Below are 14042 nucleotides of genomic sequence, written 5' to 3' on the forward strand. Positions count from 1 at the left end.
ACTCTCGGACGGATCGTTGCACGCGTCCGATTTGGCTTGAATACGGAGCAGGAGCGAGGAGGTGTCGGGTGCCTCCGGGCGTTGGTCGTAACGATAGGGATATCTGCGCAGAAAGAGCTTTTACGATAATAAAAAACAGAGCCGGTGATCCACCGGCTCTGTTTTGGATTTTGTGTTTTGGATTAAATTCCGAGTTTGGTGCGGATCTCCTGCGGAATGGCGTTCTTGTTTACCATAACGGACAGGGTTTTGTACTCCACGAACGGACGCGAGAAGTAGTAGTAACCGTCGTAGGGAGGACGTACGTCCCACGAGTTCTTTACCTTGAAGAAGGGATTGCCCTGCTGATCGACGGCCGTACCCACGATTACCATGCCGTGGTCGTCCGTAGTTTCGTAGTTGTCGAAAGCGATCTGGCGCATCTCCTGCGTGATCTTCTTCTCCTTGACGGGTTTGTCGAACTTGTAGAGGGCGGCCTCTTTCTCGGCGGCGCTCAATTTGCCCCACTTCTCGGCCTCGGTACCCTCCATGCCGTCGATGTCGGTTTCGGGAATGATTCCGATCGCCTTGATGCGGTCGAAGCCCTTTTCGCTGACGTCGGTAGCCCATTCGATCGAGTAACCGTTGGCCAGGGCATTATCGACCACGGCCATCATCTCCTCCAGCGGTACGTTGTAAACCGTGCCCCACATCCAGTTGTCGGGGACTTCGATGATGAACTCCGTGTAGAACGGATGGTGCGTGAAGGAACCTACGTCTACATAGTCGTCCATCTTGATCGGCAGCGACGCTGCGAACGATTCGGGGGTATATTCCTTGCCTTCGTAGGTGAATTTTTCAGGGCGCACGCCGAAATAAGTGTCCAGCAGCGCATTCAGACCGTCTTGCCAGGCCGTGGTCAGCACCCCGTTGTTTCTTGCCTTGATAACTGCGTCCAGGTAGGCTTTCAGTGCTGCGTCGAGCTCGCCGAAGACCGGTTTCTCCGTGCCGTAGTTCAGACCCGGATAGACCTCCTGGGGTACGATGCCGTATTTCTTGATGCCTTCGATTACGTCGTGGGCGGCACCGCCTTCCGCAAAGTTCAGATGTCCGTGCAGGCGGACGTATTTAACGCCTTTATCGAAATACATGTTGCGGACGATCCACATTTCGGACAGGTCCATCTCCGGCCCGCCGGCCCGCAGAATTTCGTTTTCCAGGAACGAAAGAGCCGAATAACACCAGCAGGTGCCGCTGCGGTGCTGGTCTTTGACCGAAGTGGTCGGTACGGTGGTCAAGTCGGTGAACTTGTAGCCTTCCTCCTGGGTCTTCTGTGCAGGTTTCTTGGCCGATGCGGAGCACACCATAAGTGCCAGGCCTGCGAGTAACAGCAGTTTTTTCATCGTAATTTTGGGGTTTGTTATTTTTTAGAAGTTTGAATGATTTTCATGCACGCTTCGAGAGTGATCTCCTCGGGTTTGGTCCCTTTGGGAATACGGTAGTTCTTGCCTTTGTAGGCGATATAAGGACCGTAACGGCCGTTTTTAATCAGTAGTTCGGGCTCTTCGGCGAAGGTTTTGAGCGGAGTGTTCGCTGCAGCGGCGCGGGCCTGCTGTTCGCGCACGAGCTCCGCAGCGCGGTCGTAGCCGATCGTATAGGGATCGTCCGTGCGGGCGAGCGATGCGAACGATTTGCCGTGCCGCACGTAGGGCCCGAACTTTCCGATGCCGATGACCAGATCTTCCCCTTCGTAGGGCCCCAGGTTGCGGGGCAGGCTGAAGAGCGCCAAAGCCTCTTCGAGGGTGAGCGATTCGATCAACTGCCCCTTCTTGAGTGATGCGAAACGGCTCTTTTCCCCTTCGTTGCCTTCGATTTCGACCATCGGACCGTAGCGGCCGATGCGGGCTTTTACCGTATGCCCCGTAGTGGGGTCGGTGCCCAGGATGCGTATCTGGTTGTTTTTGGTCGTCTGGGTCGTGGTCGCATGATCGACCATTTTATGAAAAGGACCGTAAAAATCGTCGATCATGCTGTTCCAGGTGATCTCTCCGTCGGCGATGCGGTCGAACTCCTTTTCGACGTTGGCCGTGAAGTTGTAGTCCATGATCGGCTCGAATTGCGATTCGAGGTAGTCATTGACCACCATGCCGATATCGGTCGGCTGGAGTCGGTTTTTCTCCTTGCCGTAGGTTTCGGTAAGCCTTTTTTCGGCGATCTTGCTGCCGGTCAGCGTAAGTTGCACGTAGCTGCGTTTCTGGCCCTCCTTGTTCTGTTTGACCACGTACCCGCGGTTGATGATCGTCGTGATGGTCGGCGCATAGGTCGAAGGACGTCCGATGCCGAGCTCTTCGAGCCGTTTTACGAGCGAAGCCTCGTTATAGCGGGCCGGCGGTGCGGTGAAGCGTTCCGTGGCCGTAATTTGCGCGGGATTGACGCTCTCGCCTTGGGCCATTTTGGGGAGGATGCCCGATCCCTCTTCGCCCGGCTCCTCGTCCGTGGATTCCGAGTAGAGTTTCAGGAATCCGTCGAAACGGATCACTTCGCCCGTGGCGACGAACTGGGCGTCCGAACCGGAGATATCGATGACGATCGTGGTGCGGTCGAGCTCCGCAGGAACCATCTGCGAGGCGACCGTCCGCTTCCAGATCAGGTCGTACAACTTCTTTTCGGCGGGAGTGCCTTCGATCGTCTGCCGCTCGATATACGACGGGCGGATCGCCTCGTGGGCTTCCTGTGCGCCTTTGGTTTTTGTCTTGTAATTATGTGCCGACGAATATTTCTCACCGAAAAGTTTGATGATCTCCTCCTTGCACTGGCCGATCGCCTGCTTCGAGAGATTTACCGAGTCGGTACGCATGTAGGTAATCAAACCCTGCTCGTAGAGGTGCTGCGCCACGGACATCGTCTGCGATACCGACATTCCGAGTTTGCGGCCCGCCTCCTGCTGGAGCGTCGAGGTCGTGAACGGAGGCGCGGGGTAGCGCTGTGCCGGTTTTTCCTCGGCTTTGGCGACGGTGAACCGGGCGTCGATGCAGCTGCGCAGGAAAGTCTCTGCTTCCTCGCGGGTATCGAAGCGGGTGGACAGTTCCGCCTTGAAAAGGGTTTTATCGGGATCGGCGGCGGCGTAGAACTGTGCTACGACACGGTAGTAGGGCGTCGAGCGGAATGCGATGATCTCCCGCTCCCGCTCTACCAGCAGCCGTACGGCGACGCTCTGTACGCGTCCGGCCGAGAGTTGGGGCCGCACCTTTTTCCAAAGCAGGGGCGATAGCTCGAATCCGACCAGGCGGTCCAGCACGCGGCGTGCCTGCTGGGCATTTACCAGATTCATATCGATCGTGCGGGGCGATTCGATGGCTGCCAGAATTGCCGGTTTGGTAATTTCGTGGAAAACGATTCGCTTGGTTTGGTCGATCGGCAGGCCGAGAACCTCTGCGAGGTGCCAGGCGATCGCCTCTCCTTCGCGGTCTTCATCGGACGCGAGCCAGACGGTCTTGGTCTTCTTGGCCAGCGACGAAAGTTCCTCGACAACCTTGCGTTTGTCGCTCGGAATTTCATAGACCGGTTCGTAGTCCTTGTCCAGATTGACGCCGAGATCTTTTTTCGAGAGGTCCCGGATATGCCCGAAGCTCGACTTGACGACGAAATCCTTGCCCAGGAATTTTTCGATGGTCTTGGCTTTGGCCGGGGACTCGACTATTACTAAATTTTCCTGCATAACATTCAGTATCTTTTCACTAACGCAAGATAACCTAAGTTCGTACTTAGGTTATCCGCAGGTGCTTCGCTATTTTATCATCGTGTAAATCAGGCGCAGCTTGATCGGCGCGTTGTTTGCGGTATTTTCCATGCCTTGTGCCGATGTATAGGGCATCGTGAAGAGCCCGTAGGCTTCGGGTCCGATGTAGATCGTCCGGGGGGCGGGATTCTCCGTTTGGCTGCCGCCGGTTTCGATTCCCTGGGATTTCAGGTAGCCGTTCCATACCTCCTGCAGGTGACTGGTGATGTCCATGACATAACAGCCTTGGCTGCGGTTGAGGTAACCTCCGTACGGCAACTGGAAGTTCTGGCTTGAATAGAGCCTTTCGTAGGTGTAATAGTAATCCGAAATGCCCAGTACGTGCTTGTAATCGGCATAGAGGCCCAAGCGCTCGAATGATGCGTCCAGCAGGGGAGTGATGGCTCCCACGTCGATCTTTTCCCAATCGTAATCGCTCTTTTCGAGGTAGATCATCAGTTCCGCCTGGTTGATGGCGATCGAGGTGTAAGGCATGCCCGATTCGTCCGTAACCTCCTTGTAGAGGGCTTCGATTCCTTCGAACAGGGCGTCCGTGAGGGTCAGCTCCGTGATTACGCCGTCCATCCCTTCGACATATACGTTGGGGTTCAGGGGCCGCTGTTCGTTCCGCTCGTCGATGTCGGCCGGATTGATCTTGGAGCCGGTGTAATCATGCCGGATGGTATTGATCGAAACATTGCCGTAGGGATCGTCTTCGCGGTAGAAGAGGTAGCTGGCCGTGATCGTATCCTGGATCAGCGTCGGGTCGGTTCTGTTCCGGCTGCGGGTGTACATCAGAAGACCCGACTCCGCGAGGTTCGTAGCGAACAGGTTCCCTTCTCCCGACGGATTTTCCTGGGCCGGCTTGATGTAAATACCGTTGAAATAGTCCACCCAAAGCTCCGGATTGCGGTAGATCGTCATATCGCCCTTGTACTTGCCTTCGAGCAGCATCAGACGCTTGATGAGCCCCCGTCCTTCGGGCGTAGGCTGCAGGGTGACGTACTCCGTGGCCGGTCCGGTCGTCGTGCCGTTGGGGAAGGTGAAGGTGAATACCGGATTGGGGTTGAGGTAGGGGGTCGGATCGAAGGTCGGGTAGAAAAGGGTGTCGGCGACGCTGCCTGCTCCGGCCGGGGCTGTCAGCGAGGGATTGAGGTAATCGTTCGAAATCACCTCATAGACGTTGTACGTCATCGGCTTGAGGGTGTCGCCTCCGTAGTTCGAGATTTTGATTTTGAGTTCGATCGAGTCGAAAATGGGCTGGTAACCGAAGCCGGTCGTATCGGAGAGGGCTACGGCGCGGTATTGGGTCAGGAAACCTGCCGTGCGACGCCCGAAAGTTTCGTCGTGCATCACACCGAAATACCCCTCTCCCAGGTTGGAAGCCTTGAGAGAGTCGGTTTTGTAGAGTCGAGTTTCGAAATAGGGCCGCTCGGCGTCGGGTGCGAGCGCGAAAACTTTCAGACCGATCTTCATCTGCTGATCCCCCGGTTGGTAGCCTGCGCCCAGCCGGTCGTCCACTTTCGTGCAACCTGTAAAGAAGACCATGCCCGCTGCGGTGAGAACGGCGGCCAATTCGGCGGCCCGGCGTATTTTACTGGATCGAATCATAGAATCGGTTGTAGTTGTCGAAAAAGTCCTCTGCGTCGGGCGACTGGTATTCCAGGAGCGGTTTGCCGCTGTTGCGGACCAACTCGATAATTTCGGGGGTTACCGCATCGGAAGCCAGAATGATGCCGTCGGCATACTCCATAACGTAACGGCAGAGGTTTTCGTATGAAGGGGTGTCGAGGATCGACAGTTTTTTGTCTTTGACGCCTTCGTTGGCGATTTTCTCCTTCATTCCTGCATCCAGCGGTTTGTCGAAACCGTCGCCGTAGAGCGAAACGACGATTTTGACCTCCTTGAAAATCGGGTCGTCGGCGAAGACCTTTTTCAGATAGATCGGCACGATACTCGAGAACCAGCCGTGGCAGTGGACGACCGTTGGCGTCCAACGCAGTTTCTTGACCGTTTCGAGTACGCCCCGGGCGAAGAAGATGGCCCGTTCGTCGTTGTCTTCGAAATAGTTTTCGTCGGCATCCCGGAGAATGGCTTTGCGGGCGAAATAGTCGTCGTTGTCGATGAAATAGATCTGCACTCGGGCTGACGGAATCGAAGCGACCTTGATAATCAGTTGATGATCGTTGTCGTCGATGATGAGGTTCATACCCGAGAGCCGGATCACCTCATGCAGTTGATGACGCCGTTCGTTGATGCAGCCGTACCGGGGCATGAATGTGCGGATTTCATTGCCGCGCTCCTGCATCGCCTGCGAGAGCCGCCGGCACAGAAGCGCCCCTTCCGTATCCGGGACATACGGAGCCACTTCCTGACAGACGTATAGTATCCTGTTCGATGCCATTGGTTGAAATTTTTTCTTCATCTCCTGGTGCGGTGTGCTCGGAGTGCCCGCCGGTCGGAAACGATGATTTTTTAGCTTGCTCGGCGAAGAAGGCACGGGCCGGATGCAATGCGAAAAGTTGCCTTGTCGTGCTGCCGTACCTCACTTCACGAAAGTTTATCTTTCGCAAAGATAGTGAAAGATGAGAGCAATCGCGCGGGCTTGCACGCAAAAGATTGCCGAACCGCCTCCTATCTTCTGCAAAGATAGTGATTTTTCTTAAAGAATCAGCATCGCGTCGCCATAAGTTCCGAAGCGGTAGCCCTCCTCTTTGGCTATTTTGTAGGCATTCATTATCAGGTCGTAACCTCCGAATGCCGAAACCATCATCAGTTGGGTCGAGTAGGGAAGCTGGAAGTTGGTCACCATGGCGTCGGCCACCGAAAATTCGTACGGGGCGAAGATGAACTTGTTGGTCCAGCCCTCCATCGGCTTGATCATGCCGCCGGTCGAAACGGCCGTTTCGAGCGTTCGCATGACCGTCGTGCCGATCGAAACGATCTTATGTCCTTCGCGTTTGGTCTTGTTTACCGTTTCGGCCGTGGGTTCGTCCACGAAGAACTGTTCGGAGTCCATCTTGTGCTTCGAGAGGTCTTCGACATCGACCGTGCGGAAGTTGCCCAGGCCGACGTGGAGCGTGATGAACGCCTTTTCGATCCCCTTGATCTCCATACGTTTGAACAGGTGCTTGGAGAAATGCATGCCGGCCGTCGGAGCGGCTACGGCACCCTCTTTGCTGGCGAAAATGGTCTGATAGCGCTCGGCGTCTTCCGGCTCGACCTTTTCGCGCACCCACTTGGGCAGCGGGGTTTCGCCCAGTTTGAAGAGGGTTTCTTTGAACTCTTCGTAGGACCCGTCGAACAGGAACCGGAGCGTGCGGCCCCGCGAAGTGGTATTGTCGATCACCTCGGCTACCAGCAGGTCGTCGTCGCCGAAGTAGAGCTTGTTGCCGATGCGGATTTTGCGGGCCGGATCCACCAGTACGTCCCACAGGCGCAACTCGCGGTTGAGTTCGCGCAGCAGGAAGATTTCGATCTCGGCGCCCGTTTTCTCCTTGTTGCCGTACAGACGGGCGGGGAAAACCTTCGTGTCGTTGAAGATGAAGAGGTCCTTTTCGTCGAAGTATTCGATGATCTCCTTGAAAATGCGGTGTTCGATGGTGCCCTTGGCACGATTGACCACCATCAGGCGGGATTCGTCCCGGTTTTCGGCCGGGTATTTCGCCAGCAGGTCGGCGGAGAAGTCGTAACCGTATTGCGATAGTTTCATGGCTAAAAGTATTTGCGAACATTTTTTCGGTCCGTGGGCAGCGCTGCAGGCAGTTTTGCGGGTACGGAGCAAGATAAACCGTCAATTTATCTATACGAAAAATAAGTTATTTTGTTTCAGCTTTTTGCAGTTTTTCGAGAAAAAAGTTCAATTCGTGCGCCGCATCGAGCCGAAAACCTCCGCTGCGGGTGCGGCAGAGCGAGGTGAGGTGCGCACCGCTGCCGAGCGCCTGGCCGATCTCTCCGGCCAGCGAACGGATGTAGGTCCCCTTGCTGCACCGGACCCGGATGCGGATGCGGGGCAGGTCGTATTCCATGAGCTCCATTTCGTAGATGTTGATGAGCGCTTTGCGCAGTTCCACCTCTTCGCCCGCGCGGGCCAGCTCGTAGGCCCGGACGCCTTCGACCTTCTTGGCCGAATAGAGGGGCGGGGTTTGCAGCCGTTCGCCGGTGAGCGAGCGGAGTACCTCCTCGACCGCTTCGCGCGTGATATGTTCGAAGGGATAGGTCCTGTCGATGGGGTGTTCGAGGTCGAAGCTGGGGGTCGTAGCGCCCAGCATCAGGTCGGCGACGTACTCTTTCTCCTCGGCTTGCAGGGCGTCCGCCATTTTGGTCGCCTTGCCGATGCAGACCAGCAGGATGCCCGTTGCGAGCGGATCGAGTGTTCCGGCATGGCCGACCTTGATTTTCGGGTAACCGGCCCTGCGCAGGGCGAACTTGATTTTGCGGACTACGTCCGAGGAGGTCCACTCCAGCGGTTTGTCGATGACGGCGATGTAGCCCTCTTCGAAGTCGATTCCCTGTAGGTTCAGTTCGGATTGTTGCGTCATGTGCGGATTATTGGATCACGAAATAGCGGATGATGGCCAGCCCTCCGACCAGCGTACAGTAGATGGCGAACCAGTTGAGCTTTCCCCGTTTAACGATGTTTATCATGAATTTGCAGGCCAGACAGCCGACTACGAACGCAGCAGCGAATCCGGCGAGCAGGGGGGCGGTCCCGATGCTCTGGGCGGCCAGTTCTCCGCTCATCAGATCGAGAACCATTTTGCCCAGGATCGGTGCCAGCACCATCAGGAAGGAGAATTGGGCCACGCTCTCCTTGCGGTTGCCCAGGATCAGTCCCGTGGCGATCGTCGTGCCCGAGCGCGACAGACCCGGCAGTGTGGCGACTGCCTGCGCCAGACCGATGATGAAGGCGTCGCGGTAGGAGATGGTCGCCTTGTGGCGGGGTTTGGCGTAATAGGCGAAGGTCAGCAGTACGGCCGTGACCAGCAGCATGGTTCCGACCAGCAGCAGGATGCCGTGATTCGGCAGGTCTTCGACGAGCGACTGGAGAAAAGGTTCCAGCGTGAAGCCCACGATGACTACCGGGATCATCGAAAGGATGATCTTCAGCACGTAGGCCTGTTCCGCGTTGAATCGTTTGGAGAAGAGTCCCACGACCAAGCGTTTGATTTCGCTCCAGAGCACGACGATCGTGCTCAGGACCGTCGCGGCGTGCAGCGTGAGATCGAAGGTGAGTCCTCCCACTTCGGGATCGACGCCCAGCAGTTCTTTGGCCAGTTGCAGATGGCCGCTGCTCGATACGGGCAGGAATTCGGTCAGACCCTGGACGATGCCCAGGATGATAGCTTGAATGGTTTCCATTTTACAGTTCTCGGGGATATTTCGGTGTCGGGGAAGCGCGGGTTGCAACCCGGCTTCCGGCGGTCGGAGAAGTCCGGATTCAGAATCGTTTGAGAATGGCGTAAATTTCGAAGATGAAGCCGCCGATCACCAGGATCGGGGCGAGCGTGATGCGGCGCCAGGAAAACATGGCGTAGTTGAACTCGTCGGGCGAGTCGCTGCCGCCGCCGGCCATCAGGACGAAGCCCAGAATGATGACGATCAGTCCGGCGAGCAACAGGATGTAATTTTTGAGCGAGAGCGGCATCTTCGGATCGTTTTTATCGTTGATCTCCTTGAATTTTTTCATGGTACGGGGATTTTTAGTAGAGATAGATCTTGTTGGATTTCATGTTGACGAACTTGTTGACGGCGAAGAACGTGAAGCAGAGCGAGATCAGGATGCCGCCCAACACCATGCCGCCCACGATGATTCCGATTTTCATGGTTTCGGCCAGCGACATCAGTTCCGGAACCGCCTCGTTCAGTCCGTAAACGGCCGTCAGGAAGAGTGCCGATGCGATGATTCCCGACAGAATGCCTTGTGTGATGCTGCTGCCCAGGAACGGTCGCATGATGAACCATTTGGTTGCCCCTACGAGCTTCATCGTGTTAATCAGGTAGCGTTTCGAGAAGATCGCCAGCCGGATCGTGTTGTTCAGCAGGATGAGCGAGATGACGAGCAGGGCTCCGCCGAAGAGTAGCAGCACCAGCCGGATCTTCGCGATCGTGGCATGCAGCCGCTCGACGGTCTGTGCCGGATAGGAAACCCGGTCCACGCCGTCGAGTTCGGCAATTTGGGCGATGAAGGTTTCGAGCTTGTCCGGGTCCGCCGAATCGGCTGACAGGGTCAATTCGAACGAGTCGAGCAGCGGATTCTCTTCGAGGATCGCCTCGAACTCCTGTTCGAACATCTGCCGGAAATCGGTGTCGTTCAGTTTATCGTCTTTGGAGCTGTATTCCACATGGCTCACCAGCTCGTTGGCTTCGAACCGTTTGCGGAGCGATTCTTTTTGTTTTTCGTCCGCTCCGTTGCGGAGCTCGACGGTGACGGTGACGCTCTCCTGCAACGTGCGGGCCACCTGCATGGCGGCCGTCATGAGGTATCCCACCGATCCCAGCAGGAAGAGCACCAGGGCGATGCTGATGTTCGAAACGATGTAGGAATTGCGTACCTTACGCTTGAGTCTTTTGTCGTCTTTCATGGCGTAAAACGAGTATAACGGTTGCAATGATGCCTGCGAGAATCGCGAGCGACGAGGCGAGCGTCACGCCTTCGGCGACGTTCCAGCCGGGGGCGCGGAACCGCCATTCGACCGTGTGCGTACCGGCCGGGAGCTCCATTCCCCGCAGCAGGTAGTCGGCTCGGAAATAGGGAGTTTCGATGCCGTCGATATAGGCTGTCCAGCCGTCCTTGTAGTAGATCTCCGAGAAGATCGCCGTACCGGGCGCAGTGGCCGTGTATTCGTACCGGAGATAATTGGGCCGGTACTCCTCCAGACGGATTTCCCCTTCGCCGCCGATCAGGGGGCGGATATCGAACTCACGGGTGTTGATGACAGCCGCCGTTTTGGTGTCGATGCGCCCCAGTGCGTCGATTTCTTTCTGCGGAGTGTCCGCATCGACGACCTCCTGGACGAACCAGGCCGGGCCGTTGGCTGTGGCCCGCAATTCGGCGACGGGCTGTCCCGTCGGGTCGAAGCGGATGAGGTAACGCGTGTTGAGCATGTCGAGTACGCCCTCGTCCATCGACGTGAGATAACGCTCGATCAAGTCCTGGTAGCGGGCCAGTTTGGCGCCGTGGTAGCCGCCCACCGAGCGATGGAAGTAGGAGGTCGTAGCATCGTTGAAGGGGCTGACCGTGAGGTTCAGCACCCGGAATCCGGGTTCCGGGTCGCGCAGGATCGCGCGGTCGGCTTCCGTGGGCTGTATCTGCTGGCGCCGTGCGGCGACGAAGCGGCTTTGAGGCAGGTAGCGCAGGTTGACCGGCACCAGGTCGATCAGAACGATCACGCCGAGCAGCGCTATGAGCCAGCCCCGTCTGATCCGTCCCAGGGCGAAGAGCAGCACGCTGCCCGCCGCGAGGGCGATCATTACGAGCGAGCGCCAGGCATCGGAGCGCATGATCGCGGCCCGGTCGGCGGCCATGGCGTCGGCCGTCACCTCTCCCAACTCTTCGGGAGCGCCCTGTGCGATGGCTTCCTGCATACCTGCGGCTTGGAACATCTGGTAGTATTGGCGGCTCATGAAATCGGCGGCTTCCGTCCGGCCGAAGTCGAAGATCGCGCTGCCGGCCACGGCGAAGAGCAGGCAGAAACCGCCCGTGATGCCTCCGGCCCAGGCGAGGGCCCGCAGGAGTTTTCGACGCGGCACCTCTCCCCGCCAGAGGGGCATCAGAGCCAACGCCGCGAGCAGGGGAACCGTCCATTCGACCACCACGAGGGCCATCGATACGGTGCGGAACTTGTTGTAGCCGGGCAGGTATTTGAAGGCGAATTCGGTGAATCCCATGAAATTATGTCCCCAGGCCAGCAAAAGCGTCAGCAGACTGACGGCTGCGATCCACCACTTGTTGCGTCCCGATGCCAGCAGGAGTCCCAGCAGAGCCAGGAACAGGGCGGCGGCGCCCAGGTAGGTCGGTCCGGCAGTGTAGGGCTGCTGCCCCCAGTAGGCGGGCAGTTGCTCCGCGATACCCTCCAGCCCGTACGGTTTCAAGGCCTCGGCTACCTTGCCGTCGCGTGTGAACGCCCGACCCGAATCGCCGCCCATGAAGTCGGGAATCAACAGGTTCCAGCTTTCGGCGCGTCCGTAGCTCCAGGCCGTAGCGTAATCGAGTGCCAACCCTTCCTGGGAGGTTTCCTCGCCGGCGGCGAGTTCCGAACCGCCGCGGATGGTCTGTTTCGAGTGGTGCATCGTGTACCACAGAGGAGCGAAGTTCGAGCCGACGGCCAGAATGCCTGCGGCCAGCAGTACCGCCGTGCGGCGGACGAACGAAGGCAGGTGCTTTTTTCGGAAGGCGACGATTCCTTCGCTGATCCACAGCGCGGCCATGGCCAGCAGGAAATAGTAGGTGATCTGCGGATGGTTGGCGCCGATTTCGAGCGAGGCGAAAAGGGCCGTGAGCGCCCCGCCGAGCCACATGTTACCCCGCAGCGTAAGCCATGCGCCGCCCATCATCAGGGGGGCATATACCAGTGCCCACATTTTGGTCACGTGACCCGCGCCGATGATGAGGAAAAAGTAGGTCGAAAGGCCGTACATGAGCGACGGAATGATGCCGACCCAGGGATTCACCCCGACGATCGGGAGCATCAGCCACATGGAAACCATGGCGAAGAAGACGAAGGCTGCGGGAGTATTTATAATTTTAACGATCTGTCCTGCCGTGTTTTTGACTAGCTGTGCCGGGTAGGCTACATTGATCAGGTAGGCGGGCATGCCGCCGAACATCCGCCCCGCCCACTGGGGATCTTCGCCCGTTTGGGCGCGGTTGTCCCAGATCTCCTTGGCCATGCCTTCGTATTGCTGCACGTCGTGCTGTGGCAGCACTTCGCCGCGAAACTGGGGGGCGAAATAGAGGGCGCTGACGATGAAGAAGAGCAGCAGGGCCGCGCCCGTCGGCAGCACTTTCGGGAGAATCTCTTTGAAGCGGGTCATCTGGAATGTTTTTGTCGATTGCCAAAGGTACGAAAAAACATTGAGTTTCCTCCCCGACTCAGCGAAAAATCACTACCTTTGCACGGATTGATCCCAGGCTCGGGGCGGTTGTATTCCGGCGGGGAGACAATCGCTCTGTATTCGGCTAACCTTTTTTCGACGTAAACAAAAGTTCGGTTATGGTAACACTCGATATGATCCGCAAGCCGGTCGAGGGTGATCTGGAGGCCTTCGAGCAGTTCATCCGGCAAAAATTCACGGCGGACGGCACGTTGCTCTCCGAGATGCTCGATTATGCGCTCTCGGCGCGGGGCAAGGGGATTCGTCCGATGACGGTGCTGCTGTCTGCGGCGCTCAACGCTCCGGCGGGGCAGCGCAGCGGCGGTCTGCGCGCACTGCTCGCAGCCACGTTGGTCGAGATGATCCACGTGGCCTCGCTCATCCACGACGATGTGATCGACGAATCGGACATGCGCCGGGGCCGGGCTTCGGTCAATGCCCGCTGGCAGTCGCGCAATGCGGTCGTAGTCGGAGATTACATCCTGGCCAAAAACATGGACCTCGGCCTCAAGAGCGGCCAGTTCGACCTGGTGACTCACGTTTGCGGTGCCATCGCCACGCTCTGCGAGGGAGAGATTCTGCAAAACGACAAGGCGAACCGGCAGGAGATGACGCGGGCGTCGTACCTGGATATCATCTACAAGAAAACCGCCTGCCTGATCGGGGTGAGCGCTTCGGCCGGAGCGCTGGCCGTCGGTGCGTCCCGTGAAAAACAGGCGCTCATGCGCAAGTTCGGCGAGTCGATAGGCATGGCGTTCCAGATTCAGGACGACATTCTGGACTATACCCGCACGGCCCGTACGGGCAAGCCCTCCAACAACGACTTGCGCGAACACAAGGTGACCCTGCCGCTGCTCACGGTGCTCGAGTCCGTCGGCGAGGAGCGCCGCAGGGAGTTGCTGGCCCGGCTGGCCCGTTGCCACGAGGAGGATGAGTCGGTCGAATATTTGCAGCACATCGTCGAGAACGAGGGCGGTATGGAAAAGGCGGCCCGCGTCATGCAGGAATACCTCACGCGGGCGATGTCCGTGCTCTCCGAATACGAACCTTCCGAATACCGCGACGCATTGGCCAACCTCTGTGTCTATGTCGGTGAGCGGGACCGGTAGGGAAGCGGTTGCCCGTGCAGCTTGGTTCCGGGTTCCTCGTGCGAATTTTTGACCTGTTGTCTGGATTTTCTGCGGCTCGG

At 57.7% G+C, this 14042-nt stretch carries 11 protein-coding genes; 1 reads left to right on the forward strand and 10 read right to left on the reverse strand.

Annotation, left to right across the window (positions count from 1 at the left end):
• Positions 1-182 precede the first annotated feature (182 nt).
• From ALIPUT_RS08085 to ALIPUT_RS08130, 10 genes are all read right to left on the reverse strand, one after another.
• Entirely contained in the window at positions 183-1382 is a 1200-nt protein-coding gene (locus ALIPUT_RS08085; RefSeq protein ID WP_004329381.1) for a C1 family peptidase, read from the reverse strand.
• Positions 1383-1399: 17 nt separating this feature from the next.
• Positions 1400-3697, reverse strand: coding sequence for a type I DNA topoisomerase (topA, locus tag ALIPUT_RS08090; protein WP_004329382.1), 2298 nt, complete (start codon positions 3695-3697; stop codon positions 1400-1402).
• Between the two features lie 69 nt (positions 3698-3766).
• The gene (locus ALIPUT_RS08095) at positions 3767-5368 is read right to left on the reverse strand and encodes a DUF4270 domain-containing protein (protein ID WP_004329383.1); all 1602 of its coding nucleotides are present in this window, start codon (positions 5366-5368) and stop codon (positions 3767-3769) included.
• Positions 5352-6161, reverse strand: coding sequence for a glycogen/starch synthase (locus tag ALIPUT_RS08100; protein ID WP_022460777.1), 810 nt, complete (start codon positions 6159-6161; stop codon positions 5352-5354). The genes ALIPUT_RS08095 and ALIPUT_RS08100 overlap by 17 nt, the downstream gene beginning before the upstream one ends.
• Before the next feature lie 258 nt (positions 6162-6419).
• Positions 6420-7469, reverse strand: a complete 1050-nt coding sequence (gene queA / locus ALIPUT_RS08105) for a tRNA preQ1(34) S-adenosylmethionine ribosyltransferase-isomerase QueA (protein WP_004329385.1) — start codon at positions 7467-7469, stop codon at positions 6420-6422.
• 106 nt (positions 7470-7575) lie between these two features.
• Positions 7576-8265, reverse strand: a complete 690-nt coding sequence (gene truB, locus ALIPUT_RS08110) for a tRNA pseudouridine(55) synthase TruB (RefSeq protein WP_040293717.1) — start codon at positions 8263-8265, stop codon at positions 7576-7578.
• A gap of 40 nt (positions 8266-8305) precedes the next feature.
• Complete coding sequence (locus tag ALIPUT_RS08115) at positions 8306-9118, reverse strand: undecaprenyl-diphosphate phosphatase (protein ID WP_004329387.1); 813 nt, start codon at positions 9116-9118, stop codon at positions 8306-8308.
• Between the two features lie 79 nt (positions 9119-9197).
• Positions 9198-9446, reverse strand: coding sequence for a DUF3098 domain-containing protein (locus tag ALIPUT_RS08120; RefSeq protein WP_004329388.1), 249 nt, complete (start codon positions 9444-9446; stop codon positions 9198-9200).
• 13 nt (positions 9447-9459) lie between these two features.
• A complete protein-coding gene (locus ALIPUT_RS08125) occupies positions 9460-10341 on the reverse strand; it encodes a cell division protein FtsX (RefSeq protein ID WP_004329389.1) in 882 nt (293 codons plus the stop codon).
• Positions 10313-12793 (reverse strand): YfhO family protein, encoded by a 2481-nt coding sequence (locus ALIPUT_RS08130; protein ID WP_004329390.1) that lies wholly within the window; start codon positions 12791-12793, stop codon positions 10313-10315. Before ALIPUT_RS08130 ends, ALIPUT_RS08125 begins: the two co-directional genes overlap by 29 nt.
• 179 nt (positions 12794-12972) lie before the next feature.
• Here ALIPUT_RS08130 and ALIPUT_RS08135 point away from each other — a divergent pair, with 179 nt between their 5' ends.
• Positions 12973-13962, forward strand: a complete 990-nt coding sequence (locus tag ALIPUT_RS08135; protein WP_004329391.1) for a polyprenyl synthetase family protein — start codon at positions 12973-12975, stop codon at positions 13960-13962.
• Positions 13963-14042 lie beyond the last annotated feature (80 nt).

Source organism: Alistipes putredinis DSM 17216, from assembly GCF_000154465.1.
GTDB lineage: Bacteria > Bacteroidota > Bacteroidia > Bacteroidales > Rikenellaceae > Alistipes > Alistipes putredinis.